At 67.1% G+C, this 19,981-nt stretch carries 15 protein-coding genes; 8 read left to right on the forward strand and 7 right to left on the reverse strand.

Translation table 11 applies throughout. From position 1 onward, the window contains the following. Positions 1 to 89: 89 nt before the first annotated feature. Together A8950_RS08290 and A8950_RS08295 are read left to right on the forward strand one after the other, a co-directional pair. The gene (locus A8950_RS08290; protein ID WP_133613152.1) at positions 90 to 797 is read left to right on the forward strand and encodes a glutathione S-transferase N-terminal domain-containing protein; all 708 of its coding nucleotides are present in this window, start codon (positions 90 to 92) and stop codon (positions 795 to 797) included. Next, positions 794 to 1,858, forward strand: coding sequence for a P1 family peptidase (locus tag A8950_RS08295; RefSeq protein WP_208109793.1), 1,065 nt, complete (start codon positions 794 to 796; stop codon positions 1,856 to 1,858). The genes A8950_RS08290 and A8950_RS08295 overlap by 4 nt, the downstream gene beginning before the upstream one ends. On the opposite strand, the gene A8950_RS08300 is transcribed toward A8950_RS08295, so the two are convergent. Then, on the reverse strand, positions 1,842 to 2,528 hold the full coding sequence (locus A8950_RS08300) for an ureidoglycolate lyase (RefSeq protein ID WP_208109794.1): 687 nt from the start codon (positions 2,526 to 2,528) through the stop codon (positions 1,842 to 1,844). The two genes, A8950_RS08295 and A8950_RS08300, sit on opposite strands and share 17 nt — an antisense overlap. A gap of 104 nt (positions 2,529 to 2,632) precedes the next feature. On the opposite strand from A8950_RS08300, the gene A8950_RS08305 reads away from it, so the two are divergent. Then, a complete protein-coding gene (locus tag A8950_RS08305; protein WP_133613153.1) occupies positions 2,633 to 3,508 on the forward strand; it encodes a LysR substrate-binding domain-containing protein in 876 nt (291 codons plus the stop codon). On the opposite strand, the gene A8950_RS08310 is transcribed toward A8950_RS08305, so the two are convergent. Both A8950_RS08310 and A8950_RS08315 read right to left on the reverse strand, forming a co-directional pair. Next, positions 3,505 to 4,563 (reverse strand): aminotransferase class I/II-fold pyridoxal phosphate-dependent enzyme, encoded by a 1,059-nt coding sequence (locus A8950_RS08310; RefSeq protein WP_133613154.1) that lies wholly within the window; start codon positions 4,561 to 4,563, stop codon positions 3,505 to 3,507. The genes A8950_RS08305 and A8950_RS08310 overlap by 4 nt on opposite strands. A 131-nt stretch (positions 4,564 to 4,694) precedes the next feature. Further along, a complete protein-coding gene (locus tag A8950_RS08315; RefSeq protein ID WP_133613155.1) occupies positions 4,695 to 5,438 on the reverse strand; it encodes a class I SAM-dependent methyltransferase in 744 nt (247 codons plus the stop codon). Positions 5,439 to 5,551: 113 nt separating this feature from the next. On the opposite strand from A8950_RS08315, the gene gloB reads away from it, so the two are divergent. Beyond that, complete coding sequence (gloB, locus tag A8950_RS08320) at positions 5,552 to 6,334, forward strand: hydroxyacylglutathione hydrolase (RefSeq protein ID WP_133613156.1); 783 nt, start codon at positions 5,552 to 5,554, stop codon at positions 6,332 to 6,334. A gap of 55 nt (positions 6,335 to 6,389) precedes the next feature. Here gloB and A8950_RS08325 read toward each other — a convergent pair whose 3' ends face one another. Next, positions 6,390 to 6,890 carry a PAS domain-containing protein gene (locus tag A8950_RS08325; RefSeq protein WP_133613157.1) on the reverse strand — a complete coding sequence of 167 codons (501 nt, stop codon included), beginning with the start codon at positions 6,888 to 6,890 and terminating at the stop codon, positions 6,390 to 6,392. 287 nt (positions 6,891 to 7,177) lie between these two features. Here A8950_RS08325 and otsB point away from each other — a divergent pair, with 287 nt between their 5' ends. Genes otsB through A8950_RS08340 form a run of 3 tightly spaced genes read left to right on the forward strand, consistent with a single transcriptional unit; the run spans position 7,178 to position 11,066 of the window. Then, positions 7,178 to 7,921, forward strand: a complete 744-nt coding sequence (gene otsB, locus A8950_RS08330) for a trehalose-phosphatase (RefSeq protein ID WP_166645065.1) — start codon at positions 7,178 to 7,180, stop codon at positions 7,919 to 7,921. Positions 7,922 to 7,923: 2 nt separating this feature from the next. Beyond that, a complete protein-coding gene (locus A8950_RS08335) occupies positions 7,924 to 9,717 on the forward strand; it encodes a glycoside hydrolase family 15 protein (protein ID WP_133613159.1) in 1,794 nt (597 codons plus the stop codon). Beyond that, positions 9,702 to 11,066 carry an alpha,alpha-trehalose-phosphate synthase (UDP-forming) gene (locus A8950_RS08340; RefSeq protein ID WP_133613160.1) on the forward strand — a complete coding sequence of 455 codons (1,365 nt, stop codon included), beginning with the start codon at positions 9,702 to 9,704 and terminating at the stop codon, positions 11,064 to 11,066. The genes A8950_RS08335 and A8950_RS08340 overlap by 16 nt, the downstream gene beginning before the upstream one ends. On the opposite strand, the gene msrA is transcribed toward A8950_RS08340, so the two are convergent. The 3 genes from msrA to A8950_RS08355 form a co-directional block, all read right to left on the reverse strand. Continuing rightward, entirely contained in the window at positions 11,067 to 11,726 is a 660-nt protein-coding gene (gene msrA, locus A8950_RS08345) for a peptide-methionine (S)-S-oxide reductase MsrA (RefSeq protein ID WP_133613161.1), read from the reverse strand. It lies immediately after the preceding gene. Positions 11,727 to 11,825: 99 nt separating this feature from the next. Beyond that, the gene (locus A8950_RS08350) at positions 11,826 to 15,194 is read right to left on the reverse strand and encodes an error-prone DNA polymerase (protein WP_133613162.1); all 3,369 of its coding nucleotides are present in this window, start codon (positions 15,192 to 15,194) and stop codon (positions 11,826 to 11,828) included. Positions 15,195 to 15,203: 9 nt separating this feature from the next. Beyond that, positions 15,204 to 16,823 carry a DNA polymerase Y family protein gene (locus tag A8950_RS08355; RefSeq protein ID WP_166645066.1) on the reverse strand — a complete coding sequence of 540 codons (1,620 nt, stop codon included), beginning with the start codon at positions 16,821 to 16,823 and terminating at the stop codon, positions 15,204 to 15,206. Positions 16,824 to 17,669: 846 nt separating this feature from the next. Between A8950_RS08355 and A8950_RS08365 the strand changes: the two genes are divergently transcribed. Then, entirely contained in the window at positions 17,670 to 19,907 is a 2,238-nt protein-coding gene (locus tag A8950_RS08365; RefSeq protein ID WP_133613165.1) for a hypothetical protein, read from the forward strand. Positions 19,908 to 19,981 lie beyond the last annotated feature (74 nt).

Consider the following 19,981-nt stretch of genomic DNA (forward strand, 5'->3'; position numbering starts at 1 on the left):
GCGGCAAAGTGAGTGGCGGGGAAGGATTGTTCGGCTAAGGTTCATGCGCGAGCATTCTAGACAGTCCCGCGCGACGAGGAAAAGCCTGCATGACCGATCTTTCCGCCTTTCCGATCACCCGGCGCTGGCCGGCCGGGCACCCCGACCGCCTGCAGCTCTATTCCTACCCGACGCCCAATGGCGTCAAGGTGTCGATCATGCTGGAGGAGATCGGCTTGCCCTACGAGGCGCATCTCGTCGACATCGGCCAGGACGAGACCTGGGGGCCCGACTTCCTCTCGCTCAACCCCAATGGCAAGATCCCGGCCATTCTCGATCCCGCCGGCCCCGGCGGGCAGCCGATGGGCCTCTTCGAATCCGGCGCCATCCTGCAATACTTGGCCGAGAAGACCGGCCAGCTCATTCCGGCCGATCCGGCGCTGCGCTGGCAGACGGTGCAATGGGTCTATTTCCAGATGGCCAATGTCGGGCCGATCTTCGGCCAGGTCGGCTTCTTCCACAAATTCGCCGGCCGCGACATCCCGGATAAGAGGCCGCTCGAGCGCTATGCCAATGAATCGAAGCGGCTCCTTGGCGTGCTGGAGCAACGGCTGCACGGGCGGCAATGGATCATGGGCGACGATTTCACCATCGCCGACATCGCCCATCTCGGCTGGGTGCGCAATCTGATCGGCTTCTATGGCGCCGGCGATCTCGTTGGCTATGACAGGCTCCGCCATGTGCCGGACTGGCTGGCGCGGGGCCTGGCACGACCGGCGGTCCAGCGCGGGCTCAACATTCCGGCAAGGCCGGCATGAGCGGCATCAGCATGCAGCGGGGGCGGGTGCGGGAATTCGGCATCACGATCGGCCGGTTCCCGACCGGGCCCCACAATGCCATCACCGACGTACCGGGCGTCGCCATCGGCCATGTGACGCTGATCGAGGGCGCGCGCATCCGCACCGGCGCCACCGCGATCCTGCCGCATGGCGGCAATCTCCATCAGGAAAAGATCCCGGCGGGTCTCGCCATCCTGAACGGCTATGGCAAGCTGGCCGGTGCGACCCAGGTGCTGGAACTGGGCGAGATCGAAACGCCGATCATCCTCACCAATACCCTCGCCGTGGGCCGCGCCATCGAGGCGGTCAATCGCTGGACTCTGGCGCAAGACGGCAATGCGCGTGTCACCTCGGTGAATGCCGTGGTGGGGGAAACCAATGACAGCCGCCTCAACGATATCCGCGCTGGCCGACCATCGGTCGAGGAGATCCTGCAGGCGATCGATTGTGCCGCGACCGGCCCGGTCGCGGAAGGCGCCGTGGGGGCCGGCACCGGCACGGTGGCCTTCGGCGTGAAGGGCGGCATCGGCACCGCCTCGCGCCGCATCGGCGATCACCATCTGGGCGTCCTGGTGCAGTCGAATTTCGGCGGTGTGCTTCGCATCGACGGCCACACCCTGCCGGAGGGCGATCCGACCCGTGACGTCGACGGCTCGATCATGATCGTGGCAGCGACCGATGCGCCGCTCGCCGACCGCAACCTGCGCCGGCTCGCCGCGCGCTGCTTCGGCGGATTGGCGCGCACCGGCGCCGCCCTCAGCAACGGCTCGGGCGATTATGCGCTGGCCTTCTCGACCGCCGAAAGCCAGCGCCGCACGCCGGCGCGGCGCCGCTTCCTCGCCGACTATGCCGAATTGTCCAACGAGGCGGCCTCGCCCTATTTCGAGGCGGCCATCGAGGCGACCGAGGAGGCGATCCTCAACTCCCTCTTCATGGCCGGGGACATGACCGGCTTCGACACGGCGAAGGGGCGCGAAGCCAGCGTCGCCGCGCTTGCCCTCGGCGCGCTTCCCATCACCGCCGTCAGAGCCGCTCCCTGACCGCGTCGCGGGTCAGCGGGGTCGACAGGTAGCAGCCGAATTCCTTCGGAAAATCGGCGCCGATGCGTGCATGCACGCGGCCCTGGCGGCCGAAGCAATCGAGGCTGTCGACCACCGGGCAGAGGGCTTCGTGCCAGATACCGGGATGGATGTAGAGACCCTGGCCGCCGTCGAACCAGAAGCCGACAAAGCTCTCCGGCGTGATGTCGTCGCCGGGCAAGGCGAGGGTGGTGACGAAGGGGCCGGGGGTCAGCGGAAAGAACAGCTGCCCGCCATCGGGGTGGTAATTGGCGCGCCACATCAGCCATTCTTCGCGCGGCGCATTGGCCTCGTCCTCGCGGGCAAGGGAGGGCTGGCGCGACCAGCCCAGCACATAATGATCGTCGACCGCGTCGTTGCGCGCGCGGAGCACGCTGCCCTTCCAGCGGAAGGTGAAGGGTCCCTCGGTGGTGCCGCCCTGATCGCCGGTGCCGGGCTCGACCTGGCGCCAGCCTTGCGCCGGCCAGCGCACGATCTCGACCTTCTGGGCATCGGGATGGTCGATGAGAATGCCAAAGCCCTTGACGGTCTCGGATGTCGCGCGGACCAGCGGCACAGGATGCACCGGCAGATCCGGCATCACGCGGGCTTCCGGGCGCAGGTTCGGAATGGTCTCGGCGGCATGGTCCATGGCGGCATCTCCGGGCTGGGCTGGCGACGAGGATCGGGTGTCGCACGCCATAAATCAAATTTAAAACAATGTAATAATCTCAAAATGAAACTTATAATGACATCATGCGCTACAGCCAGCTTCGCGCCTTCGACGCCGTCGCCCGCAGCCTCAGCTTCTCGCGTGCGGCCGAGATCCTGGGGGTGACGCAGCCTGCCGTCTCGCTGCAGGTGGCGGCGCTCGAACGCGCCTACCGCACCGATCTGATCGCGCGCCATGGCAGCCGCATTTCGCTCACCGGCGACGGCGAGGCGCTGTTCGCACTCACCCGCCAGATGTTCGGTGCCGAGGCGGAGATCGAGGATTTCCTCGCCTCCTCGCAGGCGCTCCGGCGCGGCCATCTGCGCTTCGGCGCCGATGCGCCGCATATCGCCCTCGACCTCGTCGCCGCCTATCGCGCGAAATATCCCGCGGTCACGCTGGAACTGGTGCTGGGCAATGCCACCCAGACCTGGAACGCGGTGCTGCAATCGGTGGTCGACATCGCGGCCCTGGCCAACCCGCCCGAGGATCCGCGCCTCGGCTATCTGCCGCTCGCCACCCAGGGCATGATGTTGCTGGTGCCGCGCGGGCACGAGTTCGCCAGGCGCCGCGAGGTCTCGCTGCGCGAGATCGGCGACCGGCCGGTGATCTTCCGCGAACACGATTCCAACACCCAGCGCACGCTGGAGGCGAAGCTGAAGAAAATGGGCCTGGCCCTGCGCCCGGTCCTCGTCCTCGGCAGCCGCGAGGCGATGGTGGAAGCCGTCTCGCGCAAGATCGGCCTCGGCTTCATCTTCACCCGCGAGAAGAACGACGACCCGCGCAGCGTCGCCATTCCGCTCAAGGAGCTGAAGGGTTCCAGCCGCAACATGCTGGTCTACCTTAAGCCGCGCCGGCGGCGGCGTGCCGTCGCCGCGCTGATCGAACTGGCGGGCAGGCCGGAACGCCAGTCACGCTAGCGCAGCGCCGCCTTGATGGCCCGCGTCGCCTGGCGGATGCGCTGCTCGTTCTCGACCAGGGCGAAGCGGACATGATCGTCGCCATATTCGCCGAAGCCGATACCTGGGGCAGCGGCGACGCCGGCCTTCTCGATCAGCAGTTTGCAGAAATCCAGCGAGCCCATGTCGCGATAGCGCGCCGGGATCTCGGCCCAGGCGAACATCGAGGCGGCGGTCGCCGCCACCTGGATCGGGGTGAAGGCGCCGTAATCGAGATAGGATTTGACCCTGGTGAGGGCGCCGATCAGCCGCTCGTTGCCGACGCAGAAGCCGATCCGCCAGCCCGGCATGGAATAGGTCTTGGAGAGCGAGCTGAACTCGACCGCGATCTCCTTCGCTCCCGGCACTTCCAGGATCGAGGGTGGCGGTTTGCCGTCGAAATAGACCTCGGCATAGGCGATGTCGGAGATGATGAAGATCCCGTGCCGGCGGCAGAATTCGACCACCTCGCGGTAGAAATCGAGGCTCGCCACCTCGGCGGTCGGGTTGCTGGGATAGTTGACGATGACGGCCAGCGGCTTCGGCACCGAATGCCGCACGGCGCGGTCCATGGCGGTGAGGAATTCCGGCCCCGGCTGGAACGGGATCGAGCGGATCGCAGCACCCGCAATGATGAAGCCGAAGGCATGGATCGGATAGGAGGGATTGGGCGCCAGGATCACGTCGCCGGGACTGGTGATGGCCTGGGCGAGGTTGGCGAGCCCCTCCTTCGAGCCCAGGGTGACGATCGCTTCGCGCTCCGGATCGATCGCGACATCGAAGCGCCGCGCGTAATAGGCGGCCAGCGCCTTGCGCAGCCCGGGAATGCCGCGCGAATTGGAATAACGATGGGCGCGCGGATCGTTCAGCGTCTCGACCAGCTTGTCGCTGACATGGCGGGGCGGCGGCTGGTCCGGATTGCCCATGCCGAAATCGATGATGTCGCGCCCGGCGGCGCGCGCCTCGGCCTTCAGCTTGTTGACGACGGCGAAGACATAGGGCGGCAGGCGCCGGGTGCGGTGGAAATCGGCATCCATGGATGGGCGGGTCTTTCCAGCAGGAGGATGTGAGGCGCGCCAGAATGCCGTGGCCGTGGCGCCTGTCAATCGCCGGATGTCATTGGCGCGCCGGCGGCCGCATTGCTGTGCAAGCGTGCAGTTGCGCCGGCCTAATCCTGGCGCAGGTTGCGGGTCGCCCCCTGGGGCACCGGCACCATCTGCGGCGCCGGCCGCTTCTTGCGCGCGCGCACAGGCTTTGCGCCATAGACCTGCTTGGTTGCTTCGACCAGGATGGCGCCGGCAAAGCCCGGCAGCCAGCGCCGCGCCAGGCGTTCCCAGCCCGGTGCCGCCTTCAGCCAGGAGCGGTTGCGATAGGGCAGGAAATAGAGCCCGCTCATGCTGCGGATCGGGGTGAAGGAATGGCTGCGCAGCAGGCGCGAGACCTGGCCCGAGGAATAGGGCTGGCCGAAACCGAAGGGCGTCCGTTCGACCTGGGCCCAGAGGCTGCGGCGATTGGGCACCACCAGCAGCAGGCGCCCGCCGCCGGCCAGCACCCGCCACGCCTCGCGCAGCATGTCGCCCGGATGGTCCGAGCCTTCGAGGGCATGCACCATCAGGATGCGGTCGATCGAATAATCCTGCAGCGGCAATTCGGTCTCGTCCGCCAGCGCAGTCAGGTTGGGGGCCGAACCGGGCCAGTGGATAACCCCCTGGCCTGCCGGCATGATGGCAAGGACGCGTTCGGCCTCCGGCATGAACTGGCGCAGATAGGGGGTGGCGAAGCCGAGGCCCAGCAGCGATTGTCCGCTGAGGTCAGGCCACATCTCGCGGATGCGCTGGCGCAGCAGCTGCCGCGTCACATGGCCGAGCGGCGTCTGGTAGAAATCGCTGAGATCGACGACGTCCTGGAACACGGGAATGGCTGGACTCCTGCTGGCTCGCGGCGACGGCTTGATTATGGCATATGCGCTGCTAACTTGGTCCAGTCAATCCGCCGGTCACTGAATTGGTTGAGAAGGGGAAAGCGATGGCGCCGAAGCCAGCACCGCTCGACATCGTGGTTTTCCCGATGCTGTCGGACAATTACGGCTTCCTGCTGCACGATGCGGCGAGCGGCGAGACGGCGGTGGTCGACCCGGCCGAGGCGGAGCCGACCCTTTCCGCCTGCGCGCAACGCGGCTGGCGCTTGAGCCATATCCTCAACACCCATCACCATGGCGATCATGTCGGCGGCAATCTGGCGCTGAAGGCCGCGACCGGCTGCAAGGTCGTCGGCCCGGCCTATGACCGCGACCGCATTCCCGGCATCGACATCGCGGTGGACGAAGCCAGCGGCGCAGATTTCGGTGGCCGGCATGCCCGGGTCTTCTTCGTGCCGGGCCATACGCGCGGCCATATCGCCTATTGGTTCGCCGAGGACAAGGCACTGTTCTGCGGCGACACGCTCTTCGCCCTCGGCTGCGGCCGGCTGTTCGAGGGCACGCCGCAGCAGATGTGGTCGTCGCTCATCAAGCTGCGCGCGCTGCCCGACGACACGCGGGTCTATTGCGCCCACGAATACACCCAGTCCAATGCCCGCTTCGCCTTGACGGCGGAACCGGACAACGCCGCCTTGCAGGCCGAGGCCGCGCGCGTGGCGCAGCTGCGCGCGGTCGGCAGCTTCACCATTCCCAGCCAACTCGGCGTCGAGAAGGCCTGCAATCCCTTCCTCAGGGCCGACCAGCCGGCGCTGCGCCGCCGCTTCGGCAGCGCAGGCTGTTCGGATGCCGAGGTGCTGGGCGCCATCCGCGCCGCCAAGGATCGCTTCTGAAGCGGATCCGAAGCAGAGGAACCGTTTCCGAGGCCCCAAGGGCCCAGCCTGACGCTCAGTCCCGGGCGAGGAAATGGTGGGAATAGGCGATGATCATGTCGATCGTCACGCCATCGCTGGAGAGCGGCAGCAGGACCGATTCCTCGTTGCCGACCCGCCCATCCGCCGTCACGAAGCGGCGGCGCTCGAAGCAGGGAGCGCGCTTGTCGACCACGGCCTGATAGGCCGCCAGCGACTGCTCCGCCGTGGTGCCGAAAAACCCCTCGGCGACACCCTTGCCGGTCGGGTCGTTGTCGCGCATCGCCACCTCACGCGTTCCCACCAGGCGATAGACGAAGCGGCGCGCATCCGGCACCACGTCGATCAGCGTGATACCGGGGAGGTGCGCCTTCATCTCGGCCGGATCGAAATCGGCGCGGGCGGGCAGGGCGCGGCCCAGCAGCTTTCCCTGCCAGATGCCGTGAAAAGCCAGGACGTCGTCGCAGAACGATCCCCATTCGGCATCCGCCGCGGGGAAACCTGCCGGCCGGTCGGCTGATGCTCGGCTGATTGCCATGCTCGTTCCTGCTGTCGCGACCGGCTTGCGCCGGTTCCCAGCCGTCGCGGCCGCCTCCCACTGCCGGGACGCCGGACATGCAGGCCACCGCGCTGCAAGCCTATCCGAGCAAGGCGGATGTTCCAAGCCGCGATATCGGCGGAACCGGCAGGTGCCGCGGGTGTTGCGTTTCCGCCTGGCCGGAAACACGCGTGCAGTGTGTCCGGCTTACGGTCGCCATGGCGTGCGACATCCGGTGCCGATTTCGTGGGTTGACCCTCATTTCCATGGCGTCAATAATGCTTCCCATGACATTTCAGCGGGACATATCTGACCCGCCGCTGCCCGATCATGCCACGCTCGGCGAATGGGCGCTCTTTCTGGACCTCGATGGAACCCTGATCGACCTGGCGCCGACGCCGGATTCGGTCGTCGTTCCGCCGGATCTGATCGAGACCTTGGCGGTTCTGGAGCAAACGATGTCGGGAGCGCTGGCCATCGTTTCCGGCCGCTCGCTGGGGGTGATTGACCGCCTGCTGGCGCCGTTGCGCCTCGCCGCCGCGGCCGAGCATGGCGCCGTGATCCGCGCGGGCGCGCATGACGCCGCCGAGGCAGGTGGTGACATGGCGGTGCCCGCTTCCTGGCGCCGGCAGTTGCGCCAACTGGCGCAGCAATGGCCGGGTGCCCTGGTCGAGGAAAAGCCCAACGGCATCGCCGTGCACTACCGTGCCAATCCGGCGCTGGAGGAAATGGTATCGACGGCGCTCGCCGCCATGGTGGCGGGCGATAGTTCTTTCGAGGTGCTGCCGGCAGCCATGGCGCGCGAGATCCGTCACCGCGATGCCAACAAGGGTGCCGGCCTGCAGCGGCTGATGCGGCGCATGCCCTTTGCCGCGCGCCGACCCCTTTTCATCGGCGACGACGTGACCGACGAGGACGCGATCGCGGCCGCGCAGGCGCTTGGCGGAATCGGCCTGCGCGTGCCCGATCATTTCGGCGGCGCGCCGGCCCGGGTCCGGGCCTGGCTATGTGAACTTGCAGGGAGAGGCTAGGCATGGCGCAACTTGATCTCGGTGTCATCGGCAACGGCACCATCGCCAGCCTGATCGACCGGCACGGCCGCCATCAATGGTTCTGCTATCCGCGCTTCGACGGCGACCCGCTGTTCAACGCCCTGGTGAACAGCGATGCGCCGGATGCCGGATTTTTCGATCTGGCCGTTGCCGATGGCGAGGTTGTCGCCCAATCCTATCGCCGCAACACCGCGATCCTCGAGACCGAGATCGCGACCGTCAACGGCGCGCGCTGCCGCGTCATCGATTTCGCGCCGCGCTTCACCCGCTTCGGCCGGGTCTTCTGCCCGGCCATGATCATCCGCCGCATCGAGCCGCTGAGCGGCCGCTGCTGCGTCAAGATTCGCCTGCGCCCGACCTTCGGTTACGGCGCGGCGAAGCCCGAGCGGTCGGTCGGCAGCCATCACATCAGCTATCGCCATGGCGAGGCGGCGATCCGCGTCACCACCGACATGCCGGTCAGCTATCTTGCCGACGAGGGCGAGTTTCTGCTCGATCGGCCGATCAATCTCATCATCGGCCAGGACGAATCCTTTCCCGAATCCCCCAACGCCCTGGTGGCCGAGTTCCTGACCGAGACCGAAACCTATTGGCGCGACTGGGTGCGCGGCCTTGCCGTTCCGTTCGACTGGCAGGACGTGGCGATCCGCGCCGCCATCACGTTGAAGCTCTGCACCTATGAGGATACCGGCGCCATCGTCGCCGCGCTCACCACCTCGATTCCCGAGGCGCCGCATTCGGGGCGCAACTGGGATTATCGCTTCTGCTGGCTGCGCGATTCCTATTTCACCGTGACGGCGCTCAACCGCCTGGGTGCGCCGCGCACCATGGAGAACTATGTCCGCTTTATCCTCAATGCCGTGCTGGCGCTCGGCCTCACCCCGGACATGCCGCTCTATCCGATCGGCCCGGGCGGCAATCTGACCGAGCGCGAGGCGCCGGCGCTCGCCGGTTTCAAGGGCATGGGACCGGTGCGCATGGGCAATGCGGCGGCGGTCCAGCGCCAGCATGACGGCTTCGGTTCGGTCATTCTGACGGCTGCACAGATGTTCTATGACGCGCGCCTGCCCAATCCCGGCGATATCGACCTCTATCGCCAGCTGAGGCCGATCGGCGAGATGGCGCTGCAGGCGGCGCTGCAGCCCGATGCGGGGCTCTGGGAATATCGCGAACGCACGGCCATTCATACCCATTCCGCCGCCATGTGCTGGGCGGCCCTGCATCGCCTCGGCCTCATCGCCGGACGCGTGGGCGAAGCGGCGGACCGCGAGATGTGGCTGGGCGAAGCCGAGGATCTGCGCACCACGATCCTCGCCCGTGCGACCGCTGCCACCGATGGCTGGATCGCCGGCGCCTTCGAGAGCGAGATTGCCGACGCCGCCGTCCTGTTGCTGCCGGAACTCGGCCTCATCAAATACGACGACCCGCGCTTCCTGCGCACGCTCGGCGTGGTCGAGGAACGGCTGATGCATAACGGCTTCATCATCCGCTATGACGAGCCGGACGATTTCGGCCGGCCGGAAACGGCCTTCCTCGTCTGCAGCCTCTGGTATATCGACGCCTTGGTGGCGGTGGGCCGGAAGGAAGAGGCAGAGGGGATGTTCCGGCGCATCCTGGAGAGGCGCAACCATCTTGGTCTCCTCTCCGAGGATGTCGACGCGCGCGATGGTGCGCTCTGGGGAAATTTTCCGCAGACGTTTTCAATGGTTGGCATGGTCTTGTCTGCCATGCGGCTGAGCCGCTCATGGGAGGAAGGTCTATGGCGCGCATCGTAATCGTTTCCAATCGCGTTCCCAGCCCGACCGAGCGTGGCCCCCGGGCCGGCGGCCTTGCCGTCGGCCTCGCCGACGCACTGAAGGATGGCGGCCTCTGGTTCGGCTGGAGCGGCGAGATATCGGCGCAGGCCGACGGCACGGTGAAGCGGGTGGAAGCCGGCAACATCACCTATGCGACGATCGACCTCAGCCAGGCGGATTACGACCGCTTCTATGTCGGCTATGCCAATTCGACGCTCTGGCCGCTGCTGCATTTCCGGCTTGGCCTGATCGATTTCCGGCGCGAGGATCTGGAGGGCTATATCGAGGTCAATCGCCTCTATGCGGCAGCGCTGGCGCGGGAACTGCAGCCCGACGACCTGGTCTGGATCCACGACTATCACCTGATTCCGCTGGGCCAGGAACTGCGCCGGCTGGGCGTCAAGAACCGCCTCGGCTTCTTTCTCCATATCCCCTTCGTGCCGGCCAGCCTGTTCACCGCCCTGCCGCAGGGGAACACGCTGCTCTGGGCCTTCTGCGCCTATGACGTGGTCGGATTCCAGACTGAGCAGCATCGCCGCGATTTCGTCGACTGCATCGAGCAGCTGCTGGGGCTTACCGTGCGCGGCGACGGCACCGTCGTGGCCGGCGCTGTCTCCATGCGCGCGATCGCCAACCCGATCGGCATCGATGCGCGCGGTTTCGCGGCGCTGGCCGCCAAGGGCGAGCGCTCGGCCGAGACCCGCCGTCTCAAGGAAAGCCTGGTCGGTCGGTCGCTGGTGATCGGCGTCGACCGGCTCGACTATACCAAGGGATTGCCGGCGCGTTTCGACGCCTTCGGCCGCCTGCTCAACGCCTTTCCCGAGCATCGCCAGAAGGTGAGTTATCTGCAGATCGCGGCCAGGAGTCGCGAGGATGTGAGCGAATACCAGGCGCTCAGGCGCGAGCTCGATCGCAAGGCCGGGAACATCAACGGCCGTTTCGCCGAGTTCGACTGGGTGCCGCTGCGCTACATGACCCGCGCCGTCAGCCGCAACACCCTGGCGGGATTCTATCGCGCGGCCCGGATCGGCCTGGTGACACCCTTGCGCGACGGCATGAACCTGGTGGCGAAGGAATTCGTGGCGGCGCAGGACGAACGCGACCCCGGCGTCCTCATTCTCTCGCGCTTTGCCGGGGCGGCCGAGAATCTGACCGAGGCGCTCATCGTCAACCCCTACGATCCCGACGAGATCGCCGAGGCGATCCACACCGCCCTGGTCATGCCGGCCGACGAGCGGCGCGACCGCATGGCGCATCTGCGCGCCCGCGTCTTCGACGTGACGGCCGAAACCTATTGCCGCAATTTCCTGGCGGTGCTGAAGGGCTAGCTATTCCGCGGTGGCGAGGGCCACGGGGCAGCTGACGCCCGTGCCGCCGAGGCCGCAATAGCCGTTCGGGTTCCGCGCCAGATATTGCTGGTGATAGCCTTCGGCGAAATAGAAGGCTGGTGCTGGCGCGATCTCGGTGGTGATGTTGCCGGGATGGCCGGCCCTGGCGAGTGCCGCCTGATAGGCATCGCGGCTGGCCGTTGCCGCCTGCATCTGCGCATCCGAATGCGTGTAGATGGCGCTGCGATATTGCGTGCCGACATCATTGCCCTGGCGCATGCCCTGGGTCGGGTCGTGGCTTTCCCAGAACAGCTTGAGGAGGGCCTCGTAGCTGGTAGCCGCCGGGTCGTAGACCACGCGCACCGCCTCGGTATGGCCGGTAAGGCCCGAGCAGACCTCCTCATAGGTCGGGTTGGGCGTGATGCCGCCCTGATAGCCGACGGCGGTCACATGGACGCCAGGCGCCTGCCAGAACTTGCGCTCGGCGCCCCAGAAGCAGCCGAGGCCGAAATCGGCGATGGCCATCCCGGCGGGATAGGGGCCGGTCAGCCTGTGCCCGCTGACCAGATGCGGCTGGGTGATCGGCATGGCCTCGTTCCGGCCGGGCAGGGCGGTCGCTGGTGTCGGCAACTCGATCTTCTTGCGGGCGAAACCGAACATGCTGGTGTCTCCATTCTGGCCGGGTTGATATGGGCCTCTATCCCGGTCTTGCCAAGGGGATACGCCGCTCGCCGGCGAAAGTTACGGCCAGACGGGATGTCAGTGGAAGTCCCGGCTGCGGCTGGCAAGCGCCGGCTTTCCCCGCGAAACCGGTGGGGCTTTGCGCTCCCTGGCGTCGCCGCCTTGCGGCCGCGTCACCTCGTCGGCCCGGGCCGGCTGGTGGGCCAGTCTCTCGCTGCCGCCATCCTCGCGCAGCCGGTCCAGCAGACCGGTCATGTCGACGAGGCGCTCGGCCACCACATGTACCACCTGGTGCGGCGCCTTGCCCTCGATCTGCACGCGGCCCTGGCAGCCGACCAGATGCGCCCCCATGACGATGGCGCGGGCCTCGGAAAAGAGGCGCGGCCAGACCACCAGATTGGCGATGCCGTATTCGTCCTCCAGCGTCATGAAGATGACGCCGCTGGCCGTACCCGGCCGCTGCCGCACCAGGACGAGGCCGGCCACGAACACCTTCTGCCCGTTCCTGAGATGGCCGAGCTGGTGGCAGGGGGTGACGCCGCGCCGCCGCAGGATCTCGCGCAGGAAGGCGAGCGGGTGCTTTTTCAGCGACAGGCGCAGGCTGCGGTAATCCTCCAGCACATGCTGCGACAGCGGCATCTCGGGCAGCGGTGCCGGTGGTGCGGGCGCCAGGTCGAGCTGGCCGAGGAGCGGCAGCGGCGCCGTCCCCAGGGCCTTCACCGCCCAGAGCGCCTGACGCCGGTCGAGGCCGAGCGAGCGGAAGGCATCCGCCTCGGCGAGGCGCGCGAGGGTCGCGGGCGAGAGCCGGGCGCGCTGCCACAGATCGGCGACGCTGCGATAGCCCGTGCCGCGCCGCGCCGCCAGCTGGCGCATCTCCGCCTCCTTGAGGCCGGTGATCTGGCGGAAGCCCAGTTGCAGGGCGAGATGGCGGTCGAGGCGCACGCGCGCCGCCAGTGCGCGGCGCTCGTCCTGGCGGTCGCGCAAGGGGCGCTGTTTGGGCGCGGCATCCAGGCGCACGACATCGTTGTCCCAGTCGCTGACATTGACATCGACCGGACGGATGACGACGCCATGCTCGTCGGCGTCGTGGACGATCTGCGCCGGGGCATAGAAGCCCATCGGCTGGCTGTTGAGGAGGGCGGCGGCGAAGATCACCGGGTAGTGGCACTTCAGCCAGGCTGAGACATAGACCAGGAGGGCGAAGCTGGCGGCGTGGCTTTCCGGGAAGCCGTAATTGGCAAAGCCCTCGATCTGGCGGAAGCAGCGATCGGCGAAATCGGGCGCGTAGCCGTTCCGCAGCATGCCGGCCATGAAGCGGTCGCGGAAGGTCTGGATCGTGCCGACCTTCTTGAAGGCGGCCATCGAACGCCGCAGCTCGTCGGCCTGGGTCGGGCTGAAGCCGGCCCCGTCGATGGCGATCTTCATCACCTGTTCCTGGAACAGCGGCACGCCATGGGTCTTCCTGAGGATGTGCTGCAAGCCCTGCGGCGATTCGGAAGGCTCCTTGCCGTCGCGGCGGCGCAAGTAAGGATGCACCATGTCGCCCTGGATCGGGCCGGGGCGCACGATCGCCACCTCGATGACGAGGTCGTAGAACGAGCGGGGGCGGAGGCGCGGCAGCATCGACATCTGCGCCCGGCTCTCCACCTGGAAGACGCCGACGGAATCGGCGGCGCACAGCATGTCATAGGTGGCCGGATCCTCGGCCGGCACATTGGCGAGGGTGAGGACGCGCCCCTCATGCCGGCGGAGGAAGTCGAAGGCGCGGCGGATGCAGCTCAGCATGCCGAGCGCCAGGATGTCGACCTTCATCAGGCCGAGCGCCTCGAGATCGTCCTTGTCCCACTGGATGACGGTGCGGTCGGCCATCGCCGCATTCTCGATCGGCACCACCCGGGAGAGCGGCCCTTTCGAGATGACGAAGCCGCCGACATGCTGCGACAGATGCCGCGGCATGCCGGTGAGCTCGCGGGCCAGATCGAGGGTGAGGCGCAGGCGCCGGTCGGCGGGATCAAGCCCGGCCTCGCGGATCTGCGCGTCGCCCACCGCCGCCTGCGACCAGCCCCAGATGGTCTTGGCGATGCGCCCGATCGCATCCTCGGACAGGCCCATCACGCGCCCGACATCGCGCAAAGCCGCACGGGAGCGGTAGCAGATGATGGTGGCGGCGAGGCCGGCGCGGTGACGGCCGTATTTCCCATAGATGTACTGGATGATCTCCTCGCGCCGCTCATGCTCGAAATCGACGTCGATATCGGGCGGCTCGTTGCGCGCCGTGCTGATGAAGCGCTCGAACAGCAGGTCGGACTTGACCGGATCGATCGCGGTGATGCCGAGGCAATAGCAGACCACCGAATTGGCGGCCGAGCCGCGCCCCTGGTGCAGGATGCCGAGGCGCCGCGCCTCGCGCACGATGTCGCGCACGGTCAGGAAATAGCGCGCGTAATCCATCTCCTCGATGAGGGCGAATTCATGCTCGATCTTGGCGCGGATCGCCGGCGTGACCCCGTCCGGATAGCGCCAGGCGGCGCCTTCCCAGGTGAAGCGCTTGAGGCTTTCGAGCGGCGTCTCGCCGGGCGTCACCACCTCTTCCGGATATTCGTATCTGAGCTCGCGCAGGGAGAAGGCGAGCTTGCCGGCGATCTCGGCCGAGCGTGCGACCGCCGCCTCGAAGCCGCGGAACAGGCGCCGCATCTCGGCTGCGTCCTTCAGGTGCCGCTCGGCATTCTTTTCGATCCGGTAGCCGGCATTGTCGATGGTGCAGCCCTCGCGCACACAGGTCAGCACGTCATGGAGCGCCTTGCGCGCCGGCACGTGATAGCGCACCTCGTTGATGGCGACGCTCGCCAGCCCGGCCGCATCGGCCAGCCCCTGCAGCAGGATGAGGCGCCGGAGATCGTCGCCGCGATAGAGATGGGCGAGGGCGAGATAGCCGTCCGCGCCGAAATCCGCGCGGAAGCGGCGCAGGAAACCGGCGAAATCGTGGTTGCTGTCCGCCAGATTCGCCGGCGGCACCAGGATCGCGACCATGCCCTCCCGCGCCGCCGCGAGATCTGCGTAATCGAGGTGACACGCGCCCTTGGGCGCGCGGCGGCGCCCCAGCGTCAGCAATTCGGAGAGGCGGCCATAGGCGGCGCGGTCGCGCGGATAGACGAGGATGTCGGGCGCGTCGCGGAAACGGAGGCGGCAGCCGACCAGGAGGCGGATGCCGGCCTTCTCGCAGCCCACCAAAGCGCGCACGATGCCGGAGAGGGAATTGCCATCGGCGATGCCCAGCGCATTCATGCCAAGGGCGGCGGCGGCCAGAGCCAGTTCCTCGGCATGCGAGGCGGCCTCGAGGAAGCTGTAATTGGTCATCGCGGATAGCTCGACGTAAGGCGGTGACGCTGTGCCGCGCGCCGTGCCGCCGCGATCTGCGGGGGTTTCCGGAAAGGCCACGACCGGCATGCGGCACCTTCAGGCGAAGATGCCGTGCAGGAACCAGCGCGGCGGCGTTTGCCGCCCTGGTTGCACCCGGCCCGCCTGACCCCGCCCCGCCTGGTAAAGCCCGCTGCGATAGAGCCAGAAGCGGCGGCCGTCCTCGATTTCGACCCGGTAATAGTCACGTGTCTCGGCAGCGTCATCCGCCGCCTGCCACCATTCCGGGCGCAGGCGCTCCGGCCCTTCCGCCCGGGCGACCCGGTGCAGCACATGGCGCCAGCGGAAGGAAAGCGGCGGGTCGTCCGGCACTGGCGCCATGGCATCGATCGGCTCCGGCGGGCTGAGCAGGCGGATGGGGCGCGGCGGCAGGTCGGCCTGCCAATCCGCTGCTCTCTTCTGCAAGGGCGGCACGAAGGCAACGGCCCGTTCCGGCAGGTGGCCGGCGATCGCCTCCGGCCGCGCGATCGCCTGCGCGCCGAAACGGTTGCCGAGGCGGTCGATCAAGGGCGCGATATCCGCCATCTCGCCGAGGGCGCGGCCCATCATCTCTGCCTGCCGCCGCGCCATCGGCTGGGTGGCGAGGGCGGCCAGGCTCATGCGTTCGATCCCCGGGCCGGGGTCGAGGGCTTCCGCCTTCTCCAGCAGCAATTTGAGGAGGTGCTTTTCATCCTGGCTGGGCTGCGCCGTGCCGATGATGCAGCCCGGCGCCGTGTCGTCCAGGCGATGCAGCACCAGGCCGAGGCGGCGCAGGCCGAGATCCCGCGTGACCAGATCCGCGAGCAGGCGCTTCAGCAAATTCCCGGCCGCCAGCGCCACCTGTTCCGGCGTCGCGATCGGCTCGGCGAAGACCAGGCTGACGCGGTGGTCGGGCTGGGGGAGGAGCGGCGACAAGGTCTCCGCCGCCTGGCCCAGGGCCTGGTCGAGGCGGGTCAGCAAAGCCGGGCCGAAGCGCTGCACGATATCGGCGCGGGGCAGCGGATAGAGCGCGCCGATGCGGCGCAAACCCAGCCGGTCGAGGGCGGCGGCGGTGGCATCGTCGAGGCGCAGCGCCCGCACCGGCAGGGCTTCCAGCGCCGCCGCCACACTGCCCGGCGGCAGGATGCTCTCCTCGCCGCCGAAACGGGCGCAAGCCCAGGCGGCGCCGATCGTCCCCGCGATGGCGCCGCGCGCAGCGAAGCCCTGGCGCCGCAGCCGGGCGAGGGCATCGCGCAGCAGGTTGGCCTCGCCCCCCCACAGATGCGCGCAGCCGGTGATGTCGGCGAGGATGCCGTCCGGCGCATCCGCAGCGGCATGGGGCGAGAAGCGCGTCGCCCAATGCGCCAGCTGGTGCAGGGCAGCAAGATCGCCGGCGGGGTCGGCCGCCTCGACCAGCGCCTCCGGCACGCAGGCCAGCGCATCGGCCAGGCGCTGGCCCGGGGCAAGGCCGCGCGCCAGGGCGCGCGCATCGGCGGCATGGATGAGGCGCAGATTGCCATCGCGCCGCACCAGCAGCAGCGGCCGCGTCTCAGCCGGTTCGGCGGCGTTCGCCGCGCCCGTTTCCTGCAAGGGGCCCGTTTCCTGCAAGGGGCCCGTCTCCCGCATCCGGCGGCGCCACCAGCGGTCGCTCGGCCAGAGCGGCAGAAAGAGGGAGAGATAGCGTCGCTTCGCGCCATCCATGTTCGGTCTCCTCCAGAAGCCAATGGCCCGGCCGCCCGCCGCGGCAGCGCGTGAGTTCGATCTGCCAGCGTGCTGGGCCGGGGAGTGTCGCCTGCCGGTTGGTCGCCGAAGACAGCGCTGCCGAGGGTTGCGGCTGGATGCGCCAGCGCGTCTGCGCCGCGATCGGCTGGGCGAGCCAGGTGCGCATCCGCGCGGCCGAGCGCCCGCGCCGGATGATGCAGGCGGGGACGCCGCTCTTCTCCGCCGCCAGTTGCAGGCGCCGGCTCTGGGTGAGGTCGAGCGGCCCCACCTCGCCCACAAGCAGGCAGAGGCCCGGCACCCGCAACGCCTCCTCCAGCGCCCAGAGGGTCTCCTCGTTACGCCGGGTGAGCAGGTGGACGAGGCGCGCGGGATCGCATCCCCCTTGCGGCAGGGCGCGGGCATAGAGATCGCGCTGCGTGGCCACCCACAGCGTCTGGCCCGGCCGCGCCACCTGCGCCCGGCCGAGGAGGCGCATGACGATGCCGGCGGCAAGGCCCGCCTCCTCGAGATCGCCATCCGCCCCGGCGAATTCATGCAGCGCGCCAAGCTCAAGCCCGCCCGCCGGCAGATGCCGGTCGATGGCGGCGACCCCCCAATTGAGCGTCGCCATGCCGGCTGTCGTGCCGGCATCGGCTGTCGCTCCCCGCTCCAGCAGCCCGATCCGCCGCCGCAGCGCCGCGAGGCCGGGCCGTTCGGCCGGGTCCGGTTTTTCGGGCTGGGGTGGGGCTTGCCGCTGCTTCATATTCTTTTTTTGTTCTCTATCTGGGCAGAGTCAAGTCATGAGAACATTTAACGAACATTCTGGTTGACGTATGGAGAAAGCGTGTGGTATTTTACGTAAAACAAGTCCTGGAGCGTTTCCCGATGCGTCGCCCCATACCCAGTGTCTCTCTTCTGAGTAAAAACCTGAATCGCCCGAAAACGGGCCAGGAAACGTCGGTGGAACCCCCACCCGAGCCAGATCCGGATTATGAGAAAAAGCTAAATCTGGCGTCCCATCTCCACAGCCAGGGCGTCAACCCGCTCCGCTGGCAGGAGGCGGACCCGGCGCCCCATGAGGCGCAGCGGCGCTATCGCGAGACAGGGCAGGTGCCGGAGGAGATGTTTGTCGCCAACGACCGGCTCTATCGCCGGACGCCGGCCATCGCCGCCACCAGGGCCCAGGGTCAGGATGCGCTCGACGTCTATCTCGGTGCCGCCCCCAAGCCGGTTGCCGAATTGGTGCCGGTCGGCGAGGTGCCTCTGCGTCACCCGCTCGGCAACCGGCCTGACAGGCTGCCCGACGGCGACGCCGCCCTCGACCGCTATCGTCGCTATGCGGCCCTCGGCATCGATCCCGACTCCGGCCATGACGGCGATGCCATCCCGCATCACCTGCAGGATGGCCTGAAGCGCGCCGTGACCGATGCCGCGGGCCGCGAGCGGCCGCTGGGCATTCCCGGCGTTTACCGCAACCCGGATGACGGCTTCTTCTATCTGGCCCACAGCGGCACAGAGGAACGCGCCGCAGTCAAGGAACTGCGCCGCCGCCTCGCCACGGAAAAGATGGCGCGAATGGGCGGCGCCGAACCGATCGCTGCCAACGACAACGATCCCGAGATCGACGAAGAAGTGGCGCAGTTCTACTGGCGGGAGGGGGCGCAGCAATCGGAAACAAGAGACGGCAATGGTACCAAAGACTCCCCCACGAAATCGTCCGGAAATCCCACGCAAGCCGCTGTTGAAACAAGGGCGCGTCTCGAAGAACTGATCCAGGCGATCGAACAGCACCAGAAAGGCGTTACCCTTTCTTCCCGACAGGCCAAGCTCCTGGGAATCGTTGATCGGTCATTTGCCCAGCACAGGCTCGAAATCGACCTGGCTGCCGTCGATACGGCTCGGTTGCGCCGCATCATGAATCTCCAGGAAGATTCGGAAGAAGAGCAGGAAGCGCCACTATCGGCTGAAGAGGAAAAAATCGCCACCAATGCGGTAACCCGTGCCGCTGCGATGGGCAGCATTGCCGAAGCTGCACACCTCGGAAGGAGTTCGATGATACCGGCGCGGACCATCACGGCTCTTGCTGCCGATGCCGTCAAGGGAACGGCGGCTGGCGCCATAGCCTTGCCTGCCGCAGTCGCCGGCCTTCTTGTTGCCATGACAAAACCGGCTGGTCCTGAACACGAAGCCATATGGGAAGCGTTGACGGAGGCTCAATGGCATGCCGCCCAGCCGGAATTTCCGGATTCTGCCGATCAAGGCGAAGAAGCGGGCAGTGTTCCGTTGCATGCCGTCAACGACAATCAGCCCGACCCGGCAAACGACAACGACCCGTCGCGGGGACCGAACCTGACCGCGACCACGGCCGCCACCGTGGCCACCGGGCTGCTGGCAGATGAGGTGAGCGAGCCCGGCTTCACGCCGCCCGAGAAATTCGATCCGGATTCGCAGGACATGCGCGACTTCCAGGAGGATTTCGCCCATGCCATCCTGCAGGGCCAATTGCCGGAGATATGGCTGAATGGAAAGCGGCTGACAGCGCCCAATCCCGGGGGGATGCTGGGAGGAGAGGCCGCCAGAAATCTCGACCAGAAACTTGCTGTGGAAGTCGCCAAGGCCTTAAATCAATGTCGAAATGTCACCGACATTAAGCAGGCTGGCGGATGGCCAAAAGAGAAGCAGTTCCGAATCAAGGACATCGAGACAAAAGGCAACCTAAACAGCGTCAGTCTTGATGTCTCCTTCACCTTCAATCACGGAGCATTCACATGCATGTATCACCTCAATGGCGTTGATACAAACGCCAAGGGACAGCCAAATTCTCGAGAAAGCAAGGTGCCTATTCGCATGCGAGAGAATATCGAAAAAATTCATCGCTTGTCCGACAGCATCAGCCGGAGATTTGCACATGAAGATGTCTTAAAGCGGGCCGGTTACGCATACGACTGGATAAAAAAAGCAACTCAAAATGATGACGCCGAGATCGACAGGAACATCGCAGATTTCATGAAAAATGTATTTAGCTGTTCCAGAATCGTACGAGAGTGCTGGCGTACACAACCAGTCAAGCGAGGCCGCGAGTAGGCAAATGCCAGCAGTGCCCAATTGAGAGGGGTACAATGCCCGATAGATTCAAATCCACCTGGGTACCAGTCCCA

Origin of the sequence: Dongia mobilis (assembly GCF_004363235.1) — a bacterium.
GTDB lineage: Bacteria > Pseudomonadota > Alphaproteobacteria > Dongiales > Dongiaceae > Dongia > Dongia mobilis.

Excerpts from the sequence above, each read along its gene's own strand:
- A8950_RS08335 (WP_133613159.1), top strand. The coding sequence starts at position 7,924 with ATGGCGCAACTTGATCTCGGTGTCATCGGCAACGGCACCATCGCCAGC.
- A8950_RS08350 (WP_133613162.1), bottom strand. The coding sequence starts at position 15,194 with ATGCCGGTCGTGGCCTTTCCGGAAACCCCCGCAGATCGCGGCGGCACG.
- A8950_RS08310 (WP_133613154.1), bottom strand. The coding sequence starts at position 4,563 with ATGGATGCCGATTTCCACCGCACCCGGCGCCTGCCGCCCTATGTCTTC.
- A8950_RS08295 (WP_208109793.1), top strand. The coding sequence starts at position 794 with ATGAGCGGCATCAGCATGCAGCGGGGGCGGGTGCGGGAATTCGGCATC.
- gloB (WP_133613156.1), top strand. The coding sequence starts at position 5,552 with ATGGCGCCGAAGCCAGCACCGCTCGACATCGTGGTTTTCCCGATGCTG.
- A8950_RS08305 (WP_133613153.1), top strand. The coding sequence starts at position 2,633 with ATGCGCTACAGCCAGCTTCGCGCCTTCGACGCCGTCGCCCGCAGCCTC.
- msrA (WP_133613161.1), bottom strand. The coding sequence starts at position 11,726 with ATGTTCGGTTTCGCCCGCAAGAAGATCGAGTTGCCGACACCAGCGACC.
- A8950_RS08355 (WP_166645066.1), bottom strand. The coding sequence starts at position 16,823 with ATGGATGGCGCGAAGCGACGCTATCTCTCCCTCTTTCTGCCGCTCTGG.
- A8950_RS08300 (WP_208109794.1), bottom strand. The coding sequence starts at position 2,528 with ATGGACCATGCCGCCGAGACCATTCCGAACCTGCGCCCGGAAGCCCGC.
- otsB (WP_166645065.1), top strand. The coding sequence starts at position 7,178 with ATGACATTTCAGCGGGACATATCTGACCCGCCGCTGCCCGATCATGCC.
- A8950_RS08325 (WP_133613157.1), bottom strand. The coding sequence starts at position 6,890 with ATGGCAATCAGCCGAGCATCAGCCGACCGGCCGGCAGGTTTCCCCGCG.
- A8950_RS08340 (WP_133613160.1), top strand. The coding sequence starts at position 9,702 with ATGGCGCGCATCGTAATCGTTTCCAATCGCGTTCCCAGCCCGACCGAG.
- A8950_RS08290 (WP_133613152.1), top strand. The coding sequence starts at position 90 with ATGACCGATCTTTCCGCCTTTCCGATCACCCGGCGCTGGCCGGCCGGG.